This window comes from Gulosibacter sp. (assembly GCF_052090685.1).
Classification (GTDB): Bacteria; Actinomycetota; Actinomycetes; order Actinomycetales; family Microbacteriaceae; genus Gulosibacter.
Map to the genome: position 1 here is coordinate 78,715 of NZ_JBQDBE010000014.1, position 17,853 is coordinate 96,567.

Annotated in this window: 16 protein-coding genes; 14 read left to right on the forward strand and 2 right to left on the reverse strand. The window is 61.3% G+C overall.

Features of this window, described 5'->3' with window-relative positions; all coding sequences use genetic code 11:
* The first annotated feature begins 3 nt into the window (after nt 1-3).
* From rplT to pheT, 8 genes are all read left to right on the forward strand, one after another.
* Nucleotides 4-393: a 50S ribosomal protein L20 gene (rplT, locus tag ACTHXA_RS10555; protein ID WP_441672128.1), complete on the forward strand. Its 390-nt coding sequence runs from the start codon at nt 4-6 to the stop codon at nt 391-393.
* Between the two features lie 88 nt (nt 394-481).
* Nucleotides 482-1,294: a TrmH family RNA methyltransferase gene (locus ACTHXA_RS10560; RefSeq protein WP_441672130.1), complete on the forward strand. Its 813-nt coding sequence runs from the start codon at nt 482-484 to the stop codon at nt 1,292-1,294.
* 127 nt (nt 1,295-1,421) lie between these two features.
* The gene (locus ACTHXA_RS10565) at nt 1,422-2,192 is read left to right on the forward strand and encodes an amino acid ABC transporter ATP-binding protein (RefSeq protein WP_441672132.1); all 771 of its coding nucleotides are present in this window, start codon (nt 1,422-1,424) and stop codon (nt 2,190-2,192) included.
* A 53-nt stretch (nt 2,193-2,245) separates the two neighbouring features.
* Complete coding sequence (locus ACTHXA_RS10570; protein WP_441672134.1) at nt 2,246-3,112, forward strand: glutamate ABC transporter substrate-binding protein; 867 nt, start codon at nt 2,246-2,248, stop codon at nt 3,110-3,112.
* A gap of 86 nt (nt 3,113-3,198) precedes the next feature.
* On the forward strand, nt 3,199-3,846 hold the full coding sequence (locus ACTHXA_RS10575; RefSeq protein WP_441672136.1) for an amino acid ABC transporter permease: 648 nt from the start codon (nt 3,199-3,201) through the stop codon (nt 3,844-3,846).
* Nucleotides 3,843-4,814, forward strand: a complete 972-nt coding sequence (locus ACTHXA_RS10580; protein ID WP_441672138.1) for an amino acid ABC transporter permease — start codon at nt 3,843-3,845, stop codon at nt 4,812-4,814. The genes ACTHXA_RS10575 and ACTHXA_RS10580 overlap by 4 nt, the downstream gene beginning before the upstream one ends.
* A gap of 26 nt (nt 4,815-4,840) precedes the next feature.
* Nucleotides 4,841-5,893, forward strand: a complete 1,053-nt coding sequence (gene pheS / locus ACTHXA_RS10585; RefSeq protein ID WP_441672140.1) for a phenylalanine--tRNA ligase subunit alpha — start codon at nt 4,841-4,843, stop codon at nt 5,891-5,893.
* A 2-nt stretch (nt 5,894-5,895) separates the two neighbouring features.
* Nucleotides 5,896-8,469, forward strand: a complete 2,574-nt coding sequence (gene pheT / locus ACTHXA_RS10590; RefSeq protein WP_441672142.1) for a phenylalanine--tRNA ligase subunit beta — start codon at nt 5,896-5,898, stop codon at nt 8,467-8,469.
* 165 nt (nt 8,470-8,634) lie between these two features.
* Here pheT and sufU read toward each other — a convergent pair whose 3' ends face one another.
* Together sufU and ACTHXA_RS10600 are read right to left on the reverse strand one after the other, a co-directional pair.
* Nucleotides 8,635-9,087 (reverse strand): Fe-S cluster assembly sulfur transfer protein SufU, encoded by a 453-nt coding sequence (gene sufU, locus ACTHXA_RS10595; protein ID WP_441672144.1) that lies wholly within the window; start codon nt 9,085-9,087, stop codon nt 8,635-8,637.
* Entirely contained in the window at nt 9,084-10,394 is a 1,311-nt protein-coding gene (locus tag ACTHXA_RS10600; RefSeq protein WP_441672146.1) for an aminotransferase class V-fold PLP-dependent enzyme, read from the reverse strand. Before ACTHXA_RS10600 ends, sufU begins: the two co-directional genes overlap by 4 nt.
* A 66-nt stretch (nt 10,395-10,460) precedes the next feature.
* Here ACTHXA_RS10600 and argC point away from each other — a divergent pair, with 66 nt between their 5' ends.
* From argC to tyrS, 6 genes are all read left to right on the forward strand, one after another.
* Complete coding sequence (gene argC / locus ACTHXA_RS10605; RefSeq protein WP_441672148.1) at nt 10,461-11,507, forward strand: N-acetyl-gamma-glutamyl-phosphate reductase; 1,047 nt, start codon at nt 10,461-10,463, stop codon at nt 11,505-11,507.
* Nucleotides 11,504-12,667, forward strand: coding sequence for a bifunctional glutamate N-acetyltransferase/amino-acid acetyltransferase ArgJ (argJ, locus tag ACTHXA_RS10610; RefSeq protein ID WP_441672150.1), 1,164 nt, complete (start codon nt 11,504-11,506; stop codon nt 12,665-12,667). Before argC ends, argJ begins: the two co-directional genes overlap by 4 nt.
* 13 nt (nt 12,668-12,680) lie before the next feature.
* Complete coding sequence (gene argB, locus ACTHXA_RS10615) at nt 12,681-13,589, forward strand: acetylglutamate kinase (protein WP_441672152.1); 909 nt, start codon at nt 12,681-12,683, stop codon at nt 13,587-13,589.
* A 32-nt stretch (nt 13,590-13,621) separates the two neighbouring features.
* Complete coding sequence (gene argF, locus ACTHXA_RS10620) at nt 13,622-14,572, forward strand: ornithine carbamoyltransferase (RefSeq protein WP_441672154.1); 951 nt, start codon at nt 13,622-13,624, stop codon at nt 14,570-14,572.
* A gap of 59 nt (nt 14,573-14,631) precedes the next feature.
* Nucleotides 14,632-16,044 carry an argininosuccinate lyase gene (argH, locus tag ACTHXA_RS10625; protein ID WP_441672156.1) on the forward strand — a complete coding sequence of 471 codons (1,413 nt, stop codon included), beginning with the start codon at nt 14,632-14,634 and terminating at the stop codon, nt 16,042-16,044.
* Between the two features lie 65 nt (nt 16,045-16,109).
* Nucleotides 16,110-17,411, forward strand: coding sequence for a tyrosine--tRNA ligase (tyrS, locus tag ACTHXA_RS10630; RefSeq protein WP_441672158.1), 1,302 nt, complete (start codon nt 16,110-16,112; stop codon nt 17,409-17,411).
* The last annotated feature ends 442 nt before the right edge of the window (nt 17,412-17,853 follow it).

Here is a 17,853-nt window from a genome sequence, read left to right on the forward strand (position 1 = left end):
GCAATGGCACGTGTGAAAAGGGCCGTCAACGCCCAGAAGAAGCGTCGCGTAATTCTTGATCGCGCATCCGGTTACCGTGGACAGCGTTCGCGCCTGTACCGCAAGGCAAAAGAGCAGGTCATCCACTCGTTTGTCTACAACTACGACCACCGTAAGGACCGCAAGGGTGACTTCCGCCGCCTGTGGATCCAGCGAATCAACGCAGCCGCGCGTGCAAACGGCCTGACCTACAACCGTTTCATCCAGGGCCTGAACCTGGCTGGCATCGAGGTCGACCGCCGCATCCTCGCTGAGCTTGCAGTGAACGAACCCGAGACCTTCGCCGCAATCGTGGCGCAGGCCAAGGCCGCTCTTCCCGCCGACACCTCGGCACCGAAGAAGACCGCCGCGTAGTTCGGATTTGTCGCTGTGAGGGCGGCCAGCCCACTGGGCCGGCCGCCCTCACGCAGTTTCCCCACCGTTTTCCTAAGGAGCAATCAGCATGATCGAGTCCGCCCGCAACCAGAAGGTCCGTGACGTCCGCCGCCTCGCACAGAAGGCGGAGCGAACCGAGCGTGCCGAATTCGTACTCGAAGGTCCACAAGCGGTTCGGGAGGCACTCGCTGCCCGGCCAGACCTGATTGTCGAGTTCTTTGCCACACCGACCGCGTACGAGCGTCATCGTGACATTGCTGCCCTCGCCGAAGACGCAGGGCTCGAGGTGCTTTTTGCGAGCGAAGAAGCCGTGGATGCGATGTCTGACACGCGCAATCCGCAAGGCATTATCGCGGTCGCGAAGCAGTTTCCAACCGCCCTCAAGCGACTGTTCGAGGGTGAGCCGAAGCTCGTCGCAATCTTGGAAGAGGTCCGCGACCCGGGTAACCTCGGCACCATCATCCGTGTTGCCGACGCTGCCGGAGCGGATGCGGTGGTGTTGACCGGTCGGTCTGTCGACCTCTACAACTCCAAGGTGGTTCGCTCCACGACCGGTTCACTCTTTCACCTCCCAATAGCGGTGGAAGCTGAATTTGAGGATGCTGTGGTTCGTGCACGCGAGGCCGGGCTTCGTGTGGTTGCCGCGGACGTTGGCGGCGACGACCTGCTCGCAGCGCGACTCGCGGGTGACCTCGTGCAATCCACGGCATGGGTGTTCGGGAATGAGGCACGCGGCCTTGATCCAGAACTTGTTGCTCAGTGCGACGCATCCCTGGCCATTCCGGTGTACGGGCAGGCGGAATCCATGAATCTCGCGACCGCCGCGAGTGTGTGTCTATACGAAACTGCATTCGCGCAACACTCCGCGCAGTCGTTGTAGCAATCTGCCTAGCGCTGCCCGCATTACTCACCAGAATGCGGGCAGAACTCTGCAACCCTGGTAACGAATGAATAACCAGGGTGCCAATCGTAGACGCGACGGGCGACGTGAGAATATGCTGATAGTTATGCAGCAAGAAACTGACAATGGTGCCAGTAGTAGCTCGCCGCTGGTCGAATTGCGTGGCGTCAACAAATGGTTTGGTGAGAATCATGTTCTCAAGGACATCAACACCTCAGTCGCGCGCCAAGAGGTTGTCGTAGTAATTGGTCCTTCCGGCTCGGGAAAGTCCACGCTGTGCCGCTCCATTAATCGACTCGAAACCATTCAAGAAGGCGAAATCCTGATTGATGGTGTGCGCTTGCCCGAGGAAGGTTCGGGTCTCGCGAAACTGCGAAGCGATGTTGGGATGGTGTTTCAATCCTTCAATCTCTTCGCGCACAAGACGGTATTGGAGAATGTCGCGATTGCGCCAATTAAGGTGCGTAAGAAATCCAAAAAGGAAGCCAACGCGCGTGCAATGGAGCTCCTTGAGCGCGTCGGTGTGGGAGAACACGCTCGGAAGATGCCAGCTCAGTTGTCGGGCGGTCAGCAACAGCGCGTGGCGATTGCTCGCTCATTGGCGATGAACCCGAAACTCATTCTGCTCGACGAACCGACGTCCGCGCTTGATCCGGAAATGATCAATGAGGTGCTGGACGTCATGGTCGAGCTGGCCAAGGACGGCATGACCATGGTGGTCGTGACCCACGAAATGGGCTTTGCGCGAAAGGCGGCAGACCGGGTGATCTTTATGGATCAGGGAGCAATCGTGGAGGAGGCACCTCCGGAAGAATTCTTCACCGCACCCAAATCGGACCGAGCGATAGACTTTCTCTCCAAGATTCTGAGCAACTAATCGAATCTTATTCAAGCCATAACTAAATATCTTCAACAGACAAAGGAGTTCTCGTGAAGTTTAGAAGCGCAGTATCTGGATTGGCGCTATCAGCAGTTGCCGCACTCGTATTGAGCGGTTGTGCGGGCGGCGGCGGTTCCGAACCCGAAGTAGAAGATAGTCCAGAATTCGCCGAAGGTACGACAATGGCCGCACTTTCAGAGGCTGGCTCAATAACGGTCGGTACCAAGTTTGACCAGCCGCTATTCGGCCTCGCGGGTCCTGATGGTACGCCGGAAGGGTTCGATGTTGAAATCGCGAAGATAATTACGGGTGAACTTGGAATTGCTCCGGAGAATATTGAATGGACCGAGACCGTCTCACAAAACCGCGAACCTTTCATTCAAGACGGTCAAGTCGATATCGTGGTCGCGACCTACACGATCAACGATGAACGTAAAGAAGTGGTTGATTTTGCCGGGCCGTACTACGTCGCCGGGCAGTCTTTCCTCGTTCCGGCAGGGAACCCCAACGGCATTACTTCGGACCCGTCTTCACTCGGTGACGCAACCGTCTGCACCGTGACCGGATCCACCTCCGAAGACAATATCCGTGAGCACACCGACAACATCATTACGGTCGACAAGTACTCCGACTGCATCGAACCGATTCGCTCCGGGCAGGCCGACGCACTCACCACCGACAATGTGATCCTCGCTGGCCTCGTCGATCAGAACGACGGTGAATTCGAGGTCGTGGACGGCACCTTCACCGAAGAGCCATACGGTATTGGTCTATCGCTTGGCGACGATGAGTTCCGCACCTTCATCAACGACACCCTCGAAGCGGCATATGAGGACGGACGTTGGGAAGAAGCCTGGACTTCAACCGTTGGTGACAACCTGGCGCTCCCGGAGCCGCCAGCCGTGGATCGCTACTAGCGGCCTAGCAAATTCCCACCGGTGGCGCCGACAGTGCGGTCGGCGCCACCGCACCCTCCGCATCCATCTCAACGAAATAGGACGCGATGATTGCGATCGTTGAAAACATTGAAGTGGTGCTTCGAGCCTTTCTGACCACACTCGAGCTCCTCGCTGTCGGTGCGCTCGGCGCGGCAGTAATCGGCATTCTGATTGCATTCTTGCGGATTTCGCCGATCCCGGCACTGCGCGCGATAGCGACTGTCTACACCGAGCTCGTGCGAAATACGCCGCTCACCCTGGTGTTCTTTCTGATTATCGTGGTGCTCCCGGTACTCGATCTCGGGTTGAACGCCAAACTTGGTGCCTTCATCGCGCTGTCGGTCTACACCTCGCCATTCATCGCCGAAGCGCTCCGCTCGGGAATCAACGGTGTCCCACTCGGCCAAGCGGAAGCGGCACGCTCGCTTGGCTTCAGCTTCGGCCAAACGGTGACCACAATCATCCTCCCGCAAGCCATGCGCATGGTGGTGCCGCCGCTAATCAACGTGGTCATCGCACTCGCGAAAAACACCTCGGTCGCATCCGGCTTCATGGTGGTCGAGCTGGTGGCGATCTCGAAAACCCTCGCGAACCAGCACGGCAACGAGGTCATGTTGATCCTGTTCGGAATCGCACTGTTCTACCTCGTGATCACGATCCCGCTCGGCCTTGCCGCCAACTACGTTGAACGAAAGGTAGCGGTGCTCCGATGAGTTCCTCAGTTCTATATGACGCTCCGGGGCCGAAAACTCGGGCTCGATCGCGAGTCATCTCCGGGGTCACTACCGCCGTGGTCGTGATCCTCCTCGGTTGGTTTATTTTCGCCTTGGGGCAGCCCCGAGTCACCGCCAACGACGTAACCTTGAGCGGCCTGTGGGACCCGTCTCGCTGGGATATCTTTACCGACCCCGACGTGTGGGAAGGCCTGCTGTGGCGCGGTCTGGTCATGGGTACCCTGCGTGCCGCCGGATTGGCCGCGATCCTCGCGATCGTGATCGGCGTGATTTTCGCGTTAGGGCGCATGGCCAAGACCGCGATAATCCGGGTTCCCTTCACCGTCATTCTTGAGTTCTTCCGCGGCATGCCCGTACTGCTGATGATGCTGTTCATCATGCTCGGACTGAAGTTCGAGGCATACTGGGCGGTTGTGTGGGCCCTCGGGGTGTACAACGGCGCGATCATCGGTGAAGCGCTTCGGTCCGGTATCGCCTCGCTACCGCGGGGGCAATCGGAAGCCGCAGCCTCACTCGGCTTCACGGGAATGCAGACCAGGTTCCTCATCGAATTGCCACAAGCGTTTCGGCAGATGCTGCCGATTATTGTGGCCCAGCTCGTCGTATTGCTCAAAGACACCTCGCTCGCCTACATCGTCGCGTATCCCGAACTGCTGCGCGTGTCGTATCAGCTCAAGGACTACTACGGCTCGGGAACCTATTCCTTCTCGCTGTTCTTCGTCACCCTGATCATTTACCTCATCGTGAACCTCTCGCTGAGCTGGTTCGCACGGTGGCTCGCACGACGTAGTGGCAGCCAAGCCGTCGGTGCCACTCGCAAGGGAAATAAACGCAAGGGTGCTGCACCGACGCCACCGCGAGGCCAGCTCGGAGCCGATACCGCGCTGCTTTCAATCGGACGACCGGAGGGACTCACCGGCCGCTCACGAGAGGACAACACACCCTAGCGTCCAAGTGACTAGACTTGGTGCTCGTGTCTGCAACCAATTCGACTGATAATCCGATCACTCCGGAGGCCGTAAGCGCCGCCGTGAGTGCCGCCCTCGAGGCAATCACCCAGGCCGCCGACGCACAAGCATTGAAGCAAGTGCGTTCGCAGCATGTGGGCGAAGGCTCACCGATTGCCAAACTCAACTCCCTGATGCGCGAAGTGCCGAAGGAGCTGAAAAAGGACGCCGGCAAGCTTGTCGGCAGCGCCCGAGGCGATATCAATAAGGCTTTTACCGCGCGAGAAGCGGAACTCGCAGCCGCTGAAGAAGCCGCCCGACTTGAGGCCGAAACCGTGGACGTCACCGCGGCGGCCCGGCGCGAACGACTTGGAGCCCGGCATCCACTGACGATGCTGCGCGACCGCGTGAGCGATATCTTCGTGGGCATGGGATGGGACATCGTCGACGGCCCCGAACTCGAGAGCGAGTGGTACAACTTCGACGCGCTCAACTTCGATCCCGATCACCCGGCTCGCGAAATGCAAGACACCTTCTTTGTGGAGCCGGTCGACCGCCACATGCTGCTGCGCACGCACACCTCACCGCTGCAGATGCGCTCCATGATCGAGCGTGGCGCTCCGCTGTACATCCTCGCGCCAGGTCGCACTTTCCGCACCGACGAGCTGGATGCGACCCACACCCCGGTCTTCATGCAGTTTGAGGGGCTCGCGATCGATAAGGACCTCACGATGGCGCACCTTCGCGGGACGCTCGAGCACTTCGCGAAGTCGATGTTCGGCGAGGAAGCAAAGATTCGCCTCCGCAATAACTTCTTCCCCTTCACCGAGCCCAGTGCCGAGATGGATATTTGGCACCCGCTGGCCAAGGGCGGCCCGCGCTGGATCGAGTGGGGCGGCTGCGGCATGGTGCACCCGAACCTGCTCAAGGCAGCAGGTCTCGACCCCGAGGAGTACCAGGGCTTTGCCTTTGGTATGGGCATCGAGCGAACGCTGATGTTCCGTAACGAACTCACCGACATGCACGACATTGTCGAAGGCGATATTCGATTCAGCGAACAGTTTGGAATGGTGATTTAGGGATGCGTGCCCCAATATCTTGGTTGCGCGAGTACGTTGACGTACCCGAAGCCGCAACCCCTCGCGAGGTGCTGGACGCATTCGTTCGCATTGGACTCGAGGATGAAGACATTCACGAGGCCGGTGTCGTCGGCCCCATCGTGGTCGGCGAGGTACTCGATCTCACCCCGGAGCCGCAGTCGAATGGCAAGACCATCAACTGGTGCCAGGTGCGCGTGGCGCCCGAGGGCCAGCAGGCCGCCGACGGTGGCGCGGATGTGCGCGGCATCGTGTGCGGCGCCCACAACTTCGCAGTAGGCGACTTCGTCGTGGTTGCGCTGCCCGGTGCCGAACTGCCCGGAGACTTCCACATCTCCGCGCGCAAGACCTACGGTCACGTCTCCGACGGCATGATCGCATCCGAGCGCGAATTGGGCCTCGGCGACGACCACGCCGGCATCATCGTGCTCGGTGAGCGCGGTGTCTCCGCAGAACCGGGCACCCCGGCGCTGCCGCTCCTGGGCCTCAACGATGTCGCTGTCGAAGTCAATGTGACCCCGGACCGCGGCTACGCCATGTCCATGCGCGGGCTTGCCCGGGAATATTCCCACGCAACCGGTGCCGCCTTCCGTGACCCGGCCCTGCGACCGGAGCTTGGCAAAATTACTTCGCAAGGCATCGCATCCGACCCGACCGAGGTGCGCGTACCGATTACGATCGCCGACGAACTCGCCGTACGCGGACAGCAGATCAGCGAAATGTTTGCGGGATTCGTCGTCACCGGGGTCGACCCCTCGCGGCCGAGCCCGACCTGGCTCGCCCAGCACCTGCGGCTCGCGGGAATGCGTTCGCTCGGTTTGCTGATCGACATCACGAACTTTGTGATGCTTGAACTCGGCCAGCCTATTCACGGTTATGACCTCGACGCGCTGCAGGGCGGCATCCACGTGCGCCGTGCAAAAGCGGGGGAGAAGCTCACCACCCTCGACAACGTTGAGCGAAAGCTCTCGGACGAGGACATCCTGATCACCGACGATCGCGGACCGATTGGTCTGGCCGGCGTCATGGGCGGTATGGAAACCGAGCTCTCGAATACGACCACCAATGTGTTCATCGAAGCGGCGAACTTCTCACCGATTTCGATTGCACGCACGGCCCGCCGCCACAAGCTACCGTCCGAAGCCTCGCGTCGCTTCGACCGCGGCGTCGACCCGGCCGTGACGGTACCCGCCGGCGCTCGCGTCGCAGAGCTGCTCGTGATGCTCGCTGGCGGTACGCTGCAGCCAGTCGGCAGCATTGTTGGTGAGGTCAAGCAACGCGAAGCGATTTCACTGCCCATTGATTTCCCCGCCCAGCTCATGGGCATTGACTATGAGCGCATTGAAGTGCTCGACTCCCTCGAAGCGGTTGGCTGCGAAATTCGCGGCGACCGCGACGCCGAGGTGCTCGAAGTGGTGCCACCGACGTGGCGCTCGGACCTCACGAGTGACGTCACCCTCGTTGAAGAGGTCGGTCGTTTGCAGGGCTTCGATCGCATCCCGTCGATTCTGCCGCAGGCACCCTCGGGGCGTGGCTTCACGCGCGAGCAGACCCTGCGGCGCCAGCTGACCGACGTCCTGGCCGCTACCGGCCACGTCGAGGTGCTGAGCTATCCATTCTTGCCTGAAGCGGAGAACCTCCTGTTCGCTTCGCCGGATGGTTCGGCAGTCGCGCAAATGAAGCTTGAGAATGCAATGGATGCGAAGACCGCGTGGATGCGTCGCAGCATGCTTCCCGGGCTGGTCGGTGTTGCGCACCGAAACGAGTCGCGCGGGATGACTGACCTCGCGGTGTTCGAGCTTGGTCGCGTGTTCTTGCCAGAGCAGGGTGTTGAGTACGGAGTTGCGGAACTTCCGCCGCTCGCCGAGCGCCCCTCGGATGCGAAGCTCGCCGAACTCAATGACGGCATCCCACCGCAGCCGTATCACCTCGGTGCGCTGCTGATCGGCGACCGCACCGCAAAGCAGCCCGGCGTGGCCGCGCAGCAATACGGCTGGCAGGATGCGATTGAATTGGTTGGGCGGATCGGCCTTGCGCTGGCGGCAGAGCTCCGCGTGCGCCAGGGGGCTCACCAGGCTTTCCACCCCGGCCGCTGCGCCGAGGTATTCGTCGTCGACAACGCGGGTGAACAGACCGCCGTCGGGTTCGCCGGTGAACTACATCCCGCAGTGACCGAGGAACGTGACCTGCCGCGTGTAGTTGCTGCCCTCGAAGTGAACGTCGATCTCATTCTTGAGAAGTCGGTTCGTCACGTCTCGGCGGGGACGATCGTCGGTTTCCCCGCGGCAACGCAGGATCTCTCACTCGTTGTCCCGCAGTCGGCTCCGGCCGGTGAGGTGCTCGCCGCGGTGCAGACCGGCGCTGGAGATCTGCTCGAAGCGATCTATCTGGTGGATGACTACCGCGGTAAGGGGCTTGCGGAGGACCAGAAGTCGCTCACCTTCGCACTGCGGTTCCGGGCAACGGACCGGACGCTCACTGCGGCAGAAGCCACCGAAGCAAAGGAAGCTGGCGCCGCGCGGGCTACCGAGCTCTTTGGCGCCACGATTCGCGCCTAGCAGTGCGCTGAACTAAATCCCGAACGGGGTGCTATTCGGCCCGATGTCCACTAACTAGGGGACATCGGGCCGAATAGCACCCCAATGTGGATTTCTGCGTGTGCGTATAGGCTTCTGCCTACCGTGCGACGTGCGCCGGGCTCCGCACTCCGCGGTAACCTCGCGCTACGCGGCAGCCGCGCGCAGCGCCGCCTCGAGCGCCACCCAGCCGAGCATTGCGCACTTCACGCGCATCACGTATTTGCCGACACCTTCCAACGCGATCGCGTCACCGATGAGCTCGGCCTCATCAGAATCGGGGTCAATCGCTGCGTTGCCACGGGAACGCAACATCGTGCGCATGGTTTCGATGCCGGAAGTGGCATCCGCAACCGTGCGCCCAACGAGCTGGGTCACCAAAATCGAGGCCGAAGCCATAGAAATCGAGCAGCCGTCTCCGGTCCAACCAATATCGGCGATCCGGTCGCCGTCGAGCCGCACCCGCAGCCGGATTTCATCGCCGCAAGACGGGTTCTTTTCGAAATGCTCGGCGTCGAAGGGCTCGATCTCGCCCTCGCCTTTGCGCTGCCGGGACTGATCCAGGATGATGTCCTGGTACAGGCCGTCGAGCCCGGTCATCGGTCGGCTCCAAAGTACGAGCGCACCGAACCGAGCGCTGCCACGAGCGCATCCACTTCATCATTCGTGGACGTGAGATAACTCGATGCCCGCGTGGAAGCAGTCACGCCGAGCCTGCGGTGCAGCGGCTGCGCGCAGTGGTGACCGGCGCGCACGGCGATCCCAGCAGCATCCAAATACTGGGAGACATCGTGGGCGTGCACGCCATCCACGATGAATGCGGCAAGACCCGAACGTGGCACCGAAGCGTCGTTCCCGATCACGGTAATCCCGGGGATGGCACTCAGTTCAGCAACCATCCGGGCCCCGAGCGCTTCCTCATGCTCGCGAATGGCATCCATACCCACGCCGGCGAGATAGCGGCAAGCCTCGGCAAGCGCGACGGCTTGGGAAACGGGTTGCGTGCCTGCCTCAAAGCGAGTGGGTGGATCCATGAAGGTGGTCTCGGCCATCGTGACCACCTCAATCATTGATCCGCCCGTGCGCGCGGGAGGTAGCTGCGCCAGGCGCTCGCGGCGACCGTACAGCACACCAATACCATTGGGCCCGGCCATTTTGTGGCCCGAGAAGGCGGCGAAGTCAACGCCGAGCGCGTGGAAGTCGACGGGACGGTGCGGCACCGACTGGCACGCATCCAATACCGTGATCGCCCCCACTGCCTCGGCAAGTGCGACAATTTCGGCGACGGGCGCGATCAGCCCGGTCACATTCGAAACGTGCGCGAACGCGATTACCCGCGTGCGATCCGTCACCAGCGGGCGCAGATCATCAAGCGTCCACGTGCCGTGGTCATTCACCGGCACATATTGCAGCGTGGCACCGGTTGCGAGTGCGAGTTCCTGCCAGGGCACAAGGTTCGCGTGATGCTCGGCCTCCGTGATCAGAATCTCGTCGCCCGCGCCGAGACGCAGGGGCTCGGATGTTTCGCCGCCGCGACCGCGCGAGGCCGCAGCGATGCCACCTGCCACGGTATTGAGTGCGTCGGTGGCTCCTGCTTGCCACGCAATCTCGTCAGCGTCGGCGCCCACGAAGGCCGACACGATCTCGCGCGCCTCCTCGAAGTCGCCGGTCGCAAGGGCCGCGAGTTCGTGCGCGCCGCGGTGTACCGCGGAATTGTGCTCGGTCAAGAACCGCTGTTCGGCGTCGATAACCGCTTGTGGCCGCTGCGCGGTGGCGCCGTAGTCGAGATACACGAGGGGTTTGCCGTGCACCTGCTGCCCGAGAATCGGGAAGTCAGCGCGAAGTTCGCGTGCGCGCGCATCGGTCAGTGGCGTGACGCTGGAGGTCGAAGAGTGCTGTGCAGTCAATGCTTTCCTATGCCGTTAGAGATATCTCATAAGGGTACGCTCCGGGCGCGGCGTAGGATGGTGGGTATGACGTTTTCTGTAGCAGTAGCTGGAGCCTCGGGCTACGGCGGGGGAGAGCTCTTACGCCTACTCGCCACGCATTCTGAGTTTGAAGTTCGGACGGTCACCGCGCATTCGCAGGCTGGCGAGCGACTCCGAACCGTGCACCCGCACCTGGCAAGCTACGGAGACCTTACGCTCGAACAGACGACTGCGGAAGCCCTTGCGGGCCACGACGTGGTGTTTCTCGCACTCCCGCACGGTAAGTCCGGCGCACTCACGGCCCAGCTACCGGCAGACACGCTCGTGGTGGATGCGGCAGCAGACCACCGACTCGAACGCGAGCAGGACTGGACTGACTACTATCCCGGTGACTGGGCCGGTAGCTGGACGTATGGGATGCCGGAGCTGGTGCTGCAGGAAGGTGGCAAGCAGCGGCAAAACCTGGTCGAGGCACGTCGTATCGCGGTGCCCGGTTGCAATGTCACCGCGGTAACGCTCGCACTGGCACCGGCCATTCGTGCCGGGCTCATCGCTGCCGATGAAATCAGTACCGTGCTCGCGGTCGGCCCCTCGGGCGCGGGAAAGAAGGCCTCGGTCGGCATGCTCGCGAGCGAGCTGCTTGGAAACGCGGTGCCCTATAACGCCTATGGTGGCCACCGCCATAACCCAGAGATCCGCCAGAACCTGCGGAACGCATCCGGCCACGACACGCGCCTGAGTTTCACCCCGGTGTTGGTACCGATGCCGCGTGGCATTCTCGCGACCTGCACCGCGAGCCTGAGCGAGGGCGTGGACCTCGCTCAGGTCCGCGAGGTGTATGCCGAAGCGTATGGCGATGAGCCATTTATTGAACTGCTCGAAGACGGCCGCTACCCGCGCACCGCGGATGTGACCGGATCGAACCGCACCCAAATCGCCTTCGGCATTGACGAGCGTGCCGGGCGCCTCATTGTGCTCAGTGCCCTGGACAACCTCGGCAAGGGCACCGCGGGTGCCGCCGTACAGTCAGCCAACATTGCCCTGGGCCTCGAAGAGTCCCACAGCCTGCCGATCAATGGAGTCGCACCGTGACCGTAACCACCCCCAAAGGATTTCGAGCTGCCGGCGTCGCGGCAGGACTCAAAGACAGCGGTGGTTTGGATGTGGTGCTCGTCGTGAACGACGGGCCCTCGGCCGCTGCCGCCGCCGTATTCACCGAGAACCGCTGCGAAGCGCACCCCGTGACCTGGTCGCGGAAGGTGATCGGTGACGGCACCGTATCGGCGATTGCCCTCAACTCGGGGGGAGCGAACTGTTTCACTGGAGAATTCGGTGCCGAAACCACCAAGCTCACCGCTGAACGCACCGCCAAGCTGCTCGGAATTGCGTCGGGTGACGTGCTGGTCGCATCCACCGGTCTAATCGGGATGGGCGACCAGGGTTGGCGCGACAAACTCCTCGCGGGTGTGGACGCGGCGTACCCCGCCCTGGCTACGGACGAACAGGCCGGCAGCAATGCGGCCGACGGCATCCTCACCACCGATACCGTGCAGAAAGTCGCCACTCGTGCGGGTGAGGGCTACGTGGTTTCCGGCATGGCGAAAGGTGCGGGCATGCTCGCACCGGGACTCGCAACGATGCTCGTGGTGATCACCACCGACGCCGATCTGGAATCAGCGCAGCTCGACGCCGCGCTGCGCCAGGCCACTCGGGTCACCTTCGACCGCGTCGACTCCGACGGCTGCATGTCCACTAACGACACCGTCGCGCTGCTGGCTTCGGGTGCATCCGGAATCACCCCCGACACCGAAGAATTCACGACCCTGCTCACCGAAGTGTGCGCGGAACTCGCCAAGAAGCTGCAGGAAGACGCTGAGGGATCGAGCCACGATATTGCGATCACGACGGTCGGCGCAGCAACTGAGCAGGAAGCCGTCGACGTATCGCGTGCGGTGAGCCGTTCCAACCTGTTCAAGGCAGCCATTTTCGGGAACGACCCGAACTGGGGGCGCGTGCTCGCCGCAATCGGCACCACCGACGCGGTATTCGACCCGCAGGCCATCGACGTCTCGATGAACGGCGTCATGGTCTGCAAAGCAGGCACGCCGCACGAGTCGGTAGACAGTGTCGACCTCACACCGCGGGCTACCGACGTGCTCATCGACCTGCACGCCGGTGACGCGACCGCGACCATCTTGACGAATGACCTCACGCACGACTACGTGCACGAAAACAGCGCCTACTCCTCATAGGTTGAAAGGCAATATGACCACCGCGCCCGACCCGTCGGTTGACCCTCGCTACGCGACTTCCGCCACCAAAGTCGAGACCCTCATTGAGGCACTGCCGTGGATGCAGCGCTATCACGGCGAAATCATCGTCGTAAAATTCGGCGGCAACGCCATGATCGACCCCGAATTGATCGAGGCCTTCGCCTCCGACATCGCATTTCTGCGCTACGCGGGGGTAAAACCCGTGGTCGTGCACGGCGGTGGGCCACACATTTCGCGGATGCTCGATCGACTCGGCATTGAATCTGAGTTCCGTGCCGGATATCGCTACACCTCGGAGGAAGCGATCGAGGTCGTCCGGATGGTGCTCGGTGGCCAGGTCGCGCGCGAACTCGTCTCGTCCATTAACGACCTCGCCCCGGTTGCAACGGGCACCTCGGGGGAGGATGCCGGGCTCTTCCAGGCGAAACGCAAGACGACGGATGCTTCGGGTAATCCGGTCGATCTCGGTCTCGTGGGTGAGATCGTCGCGGTGAACCCGAATGTCGTGAGCGCCGACATTGCCGCTGGCCGCATCCCCGTTGTGTCGACGATTGCGAGTGATGTGGACCAACCCCGGAAGGCGTTGAATATCAACGCTGATCGGGCCGCCGCGGCGCTCGCCGTTGCACTCGGGGCAAAGAAACTCGTTATGCTCACTGACGTTGAGGGCCTCTACCGCAATTGGCCCGATCGGTCTTCGCTGGCTTCGAGTATCACCGCGGATGAGCTTCGCGGGATGCTTGGCAAGCTCGAGTCCGGCATGATTCCGAAGGTGCAGGCCTGCCTCGAAGCGATTGATGGCGGAGTGAAACACGCGACGATCATTGATGGTCGTGTGCCGCACTCAACACTGCTAGAGATTTTTACCAAGGATGGTTTCGGCACCGAAGTGACCGAATAGCCGCCACGATTTTTATAAACGAAAGGGACGACATGATTCGCCACTTCCTCCGCGACGATGACGTAACCCCCGAAGAGCAGTCCGAGATTCTCGATCTCGCTGCCACACTGAAGCAAGATCGCTTTGCCGCTCGTCCTCTCGAGGGCCCGCAGTCGGTGGCCGTGATCTTCGACAAGAGTTCCACCCGCACTCGCGTGTCCTTTCACGTGGGAATCTCGGAACTCGGCGGCAGCCCGCTCATCTTCACCACCGCATCCAGCCAGCTCGGTGGCAAAGAGACCCCGAGCGACACGGCCCGCGTCCTCGAACGCATGGTGTCGGCCGTGGTCTGGCGCACCTATGCGCAGTCGGGGCTCGAGCAGATGGCGGACGGTGCGCGCGTGCCGATCGTGAATGGGCTGAGCGATGATTTCCACCCGTGCCAGTTGCTTGCCGATCTCCTCACGATTCGTGAGCACAAGGGCGACACCAGGGGCCGCAAGCTCGTGTTCATCGGCGATGGGCTGTCCAATATGGGCCACTCCTATTTGCTGGCCGGCGCGCTCGCGGGGATGCACGTGGCTGTGATCTCGCCCGAGGGCTACCTGCCGCGCGAGGATGTGGTTGCGGACTCGACGCGCATCGCCGCGGAAAACGGTGGTTCGATCGCGGTCGGCACGTCAATCGAGGAACTCATGGTCGACGCCGATGTGGTGATCACTGACACCTGGGTGTCGATGGGACTCGAAGCCGAGCGGCAAGAGCGAATCGATGCCTTCGCGGGCTACCGCGTCACCAACGACGTGATGAAGCTCGGCAAGCCGGACGCAATCTTCATGCACTGCCTGCCTGCGGATCGCGGATTTGAGGTTGATGCGGACGTTATCGATGGCCCGCAGTCGGTGATTTGGGACGAGGCAGAAAACCGACTGCACGCCCAAAAGGCACTACTCGCCTGGTTGCTCGCGAAATCACGTAACGAGCCGATCGCGCTGCGGAACTAGCCTGCAGCCCGACCCGATCATCCTCACCGCATCGAATCAACTACACGGAGCCGCGTTCAATGACTCAGCCACAGCAATCCCGCGCCAGTGAAGACGGAGCCCTTTGGGGTGGTCGCTTTGCGGGAGGACCCTCACCCGAACTCGCGCGACTCTCCAAGTCCACGCAGTTCGACTGGAAGCTCGCGCACTACGACCTTGCAGGCTCCCGCGCGCACGCGCGTGCGCTGCACAGTGCGGGCTACCTCACTGAGGATGAAGTTCGGGGCATGATCGACGCGCTCGACGAACTCGAGCGGCGTGTCACCGAGGGCTCCTTCGTCGCGGCCGAAGCGGATGAGGATGTGCACTCGGCACTCGAGCGCGGGCTCATGGAAGTCGCCGGTCACGAACTCGGTGGGAAGCTTCGTGCCGGCCGCAGCCGCAATGACCAAATTGCGACCTTCATCCGGATGTATATTCGCGATACTGCGCGTAGCCTCACCGGTCAGGTCCGCGCACTCGTGGACGCGATTGCGGCGCAGGCCGAAACGAACTTTGACGTGATTATGCCGGGACGCACCCACCTGCAGCATGCGCAGCCGGTGCTGCTTGCGCACCACTTGCTCGCACACGCCTGGCCGCTCGTTCGCGATCTTGACCGCATCGGGGACCTGCTGCGTCGACTCGATGAGTCGCCGTACGGCTCGGGGGCGCTCGCGGGCTCCACCCTTGGTCTTGACGCTACGCAGGTGGCTGAAGAACTCGGCTTTTCACGGTCCGTTCCGAACTCAATCGACGGCACCGCATCCCGCGACCTTGTTGCCGAATATGCGTTTGTGTTGGCGCAAATTGCCATCGATGTGTCTCGGCTCAGCGAAGAAGTCATCGTCTGGAACACAAAAGAGTTTGGCTTCGTCACACTCGATGACTCGTACTCGACCGGGTCAAGCATCATGCCGCAAAAGAAGAACCCCGATATTCCAGAACTCGCTCGAGGCAAGACTGGCCGCTTGATCGGTAATCTCAGTGGCCTCCTCGCCACGCTAAAGGCCCTGCCGCTGGCGTATAACCGCGATCTGCAGGAAGACAAAGAACCGCTTTTCGACTCCGTTGAACAGCTAGACATGCTGCTGCCGGCCTTCACCGGAATGGTCGCGACGATGCAATTCCATGGGGACCGGATGCGCGAACTCGCGCCGCAGGGGTTCTCATTGGCTACTGACATTGCCGAGTGGCTCGTGAAGCGTCACGTGCCGTTCCGAGATGCGCACGAAATCTCCGGGGGTTGCGTGAAGTTGGCTGAATCCAAGGGGACGGATCTCGACGGCCTGACTGATGAGGACTTCGCGAGCGTGTCAGAACTGCTCACCCCCGAGGTGCGCGAGGTACTCACCGTGGATGGTTCGGTGGCGACTCGTGACGGACGAGGGGGCACCGCGCCCGATCGGGTTCGCGAACAGCTCGTTGAATTGCGCGGACGACTCGACGATTAGCGCATTCTTCGATGGCTGAGCGCGTGATTCCATTCGCGGGGTTGGGAATTGCTACTGTTAGCGACGTGACTCAACGTGATCTCTCCTGGCAGCAGAACGACGCATCGTTCGACCACATTCTCGACGAACTCGAGTGGCGCGGCTATATCCACGTCTCCACAGACTTGGATGAACTTCGCGCTCGGATGAACGAGGGGCCGATCACGTATTACTGCGGTTTCGACCCGACCGCACCGAGCCTGCACCTCGGTCACCTTGTGCAGCTGCTCTTGCTTCGCCGTTTGCAGCTCGCGGGTAATAACCCCATTGGGGTAGTGGGTGGTTCGACCGGTCTCATCGGTGATCCGCGTCCGACTGCGGAACGGACCCTCAACTCGCGCGAGGTAGTCGCCGACTGGGTCAACCAGTTGCGAGGACAAATCGAGGGCTACCTCGACTTCGGTGGCGAGCACCCCGCGCAGATGGTCAACAACCTCGACTGGACTGCGGACCTCACCGCCATCGACTTTCTTCGCGACATCGGCAAGCACTTTCGAGTCGGGTCGATGCTCAAGAAGGATGCGGTGGCTGCGCGTCTGAATTCTGAAGCAGGAATCTCCTACACCGAATTCAGCTACCAAATTCTGCAGGCGTACGACTTTTTGCAGCTCTACCGCCAGTACGGACTTGAAATGCAGACCGGTGGCTCGGACCAGTGGGGGAACCTGGTCGGGGGAGTTGATCTCGTTCGTCGAGCCGAAGGTGCCTCAGTACACGCACTCGGTTCGCCGCTGATTACCAATTCCGACGGGACAAAGTTCGGCAAATCTGAGGGCAACGCGATCTGGATCAACAGTGAACTGACCTCCGCGTACGCCTTCTACCAGTTCTGGCTCAACACCGATGACGCCGATGTGGTGGAGCGCTTGAAGGTATTTACGTTCTTCACGCGTGCAGAGATCGAAGCGTTCGCGCAGAAAACTGCGGATGAACCGTTCCGTCGCGAATCACAGCGTGCGCTCGCGTGTGCAGTGACGACCTTGGTGCACGGTGAAGAAGCAACGCAGAAAGCGATCGATGCATCGGAAGCACTATTCGGTCAAGGTGATGTGTGGTCACTGGATGCATTGACGCTGCAGCAGGCGGTAGCCGAACTTCCGAACACCGAGGCCGGTGTCGGTACCGAAGTTGCGCAGGTGCTGGTTGACACCAAGGCGGTTGATTCGCTCAGTGCCGGTCGTCGTGCAATCAAGCAGGGCGGCGTCTCACTGAATAACACCCGTGTGGAAGACGAGCACCGCACGATCTCCGCCGATGACCTCTTGCCGGGCAACGTTGCAATCCTTCGTCGAGGCAAGAAAACCCTGGTTGGTGTAGTAATCAACTAGCGAATTCGGCTAATTTACTTAGCCCATCAGGCCCGAAATCCGAGCAAGACGCGCCCGGGTTTCGGGCCTGATTTGCGCGAGGGGTGCCCCTGCCGTAATGTTTTCTCTTGTCGCCGCGAGGTGCGAGACGCTGCAGAGCGAATCGGCCACAAGGCAGCGACCAAATCGGTTGAATCAACACGTTCTAGCCATGCTGGAACTGAAAGATTCGTCACCTACTTGCCAGTCTTGACTGGCAAGGGCTAGACTCGAGATCTGACGGTTTCGATCTACCGGAGCCAGGTGAACAAAGCGGAAACGCCGAGTTGACAAGGCAGAAACATCCGGTAACCTAGTCAAGTTGCTCCCGAGACAGCAGCCCACAGTCAGTGGGTGAACGTGCGGGAAGTATCCGATTCTTGAGAACTCAACAGTGTGCACTTTTATTGTCTAATGCCATTTT

Excerpts from the sequence above, each read along its gene's own strand:
- rplT (WP_441672128.1), top strand. The coding sequence starts at position 4 with ATGGCACGTGTGAAAAGGGCCGTCAACGCCCAGAAGAAGCGTCGCGTA.
- ACTHXA_RS10560 (WP_441672130.1), top strand. The coding sequence starts at position 482 with ATGATCGAGTCCGCCCGCAACCAGAAGGTCCGTGACGTCCGCCGCCTC.
- ACTHXA_RS10565 (WP_441672132.1), top strand. The coding sequence starts at position 1,422 with ATGCAGCAAGAAACTGACAATGGTGCCAGTAGTAGCTCGCCGCTGGTC.
- ACTHXA_RS10575 (WP_441672136.1), top strand. The coding sequence starts at position 3,199 with ATGATTGCGATCGTTGAAAACATTGAAGTGGTGCTTCGAGCCTTTCTG.
- ACTHXA_RS10580 (WP_441672138.1), top strand. The coding sequence starts at position 3,843 with ATGAGTTCCTCAGTTCTATATGACGCTCCGGGGCCGAAAACTCGGGCT.
- pheT (WP_441672142.1), top strand. The coding sequence starts at position 5,896 with ATGCGTGCCCCAATATCTTGGTTGCGCGAGTACGTTGACGTACCCGAA.
- sufU (WP_441672144.1), bottom strand. The coding sequence starts at position 9,087 with ATGACCGGGCTCGACGGCCTGTACCAGGACATCATCCTGGATCAGTCC.
- argC (WP_441672148.1), top strand. The coding sequence starts at position 10,461 with ATGACGTTTTCTGTAGCAGTAGCTGGAGCCTCGGGCTACGGCGGGGGA.
- argB (WP_441672152.1), top strand. The coding sequence starts at position 12,681 with ATGACCACCGCGCCCGACCCGTCGGTTGACCCTCGCTACGCGACTTCC.
- argF (WP_441672154.1), top strand. The coding sequence starts at position 13,622 with ATGATTCGCCACTTCCTCCGCGACGATGACGTAACCCCCGAAGAGCAG.
- argH (WP_441672156.1), top strand. The coding sequence starts at position 14,632 with ATGACTCAGCCACAGCAATCCCGCGCCAGTGAAGACGGAGCCCTTTGG.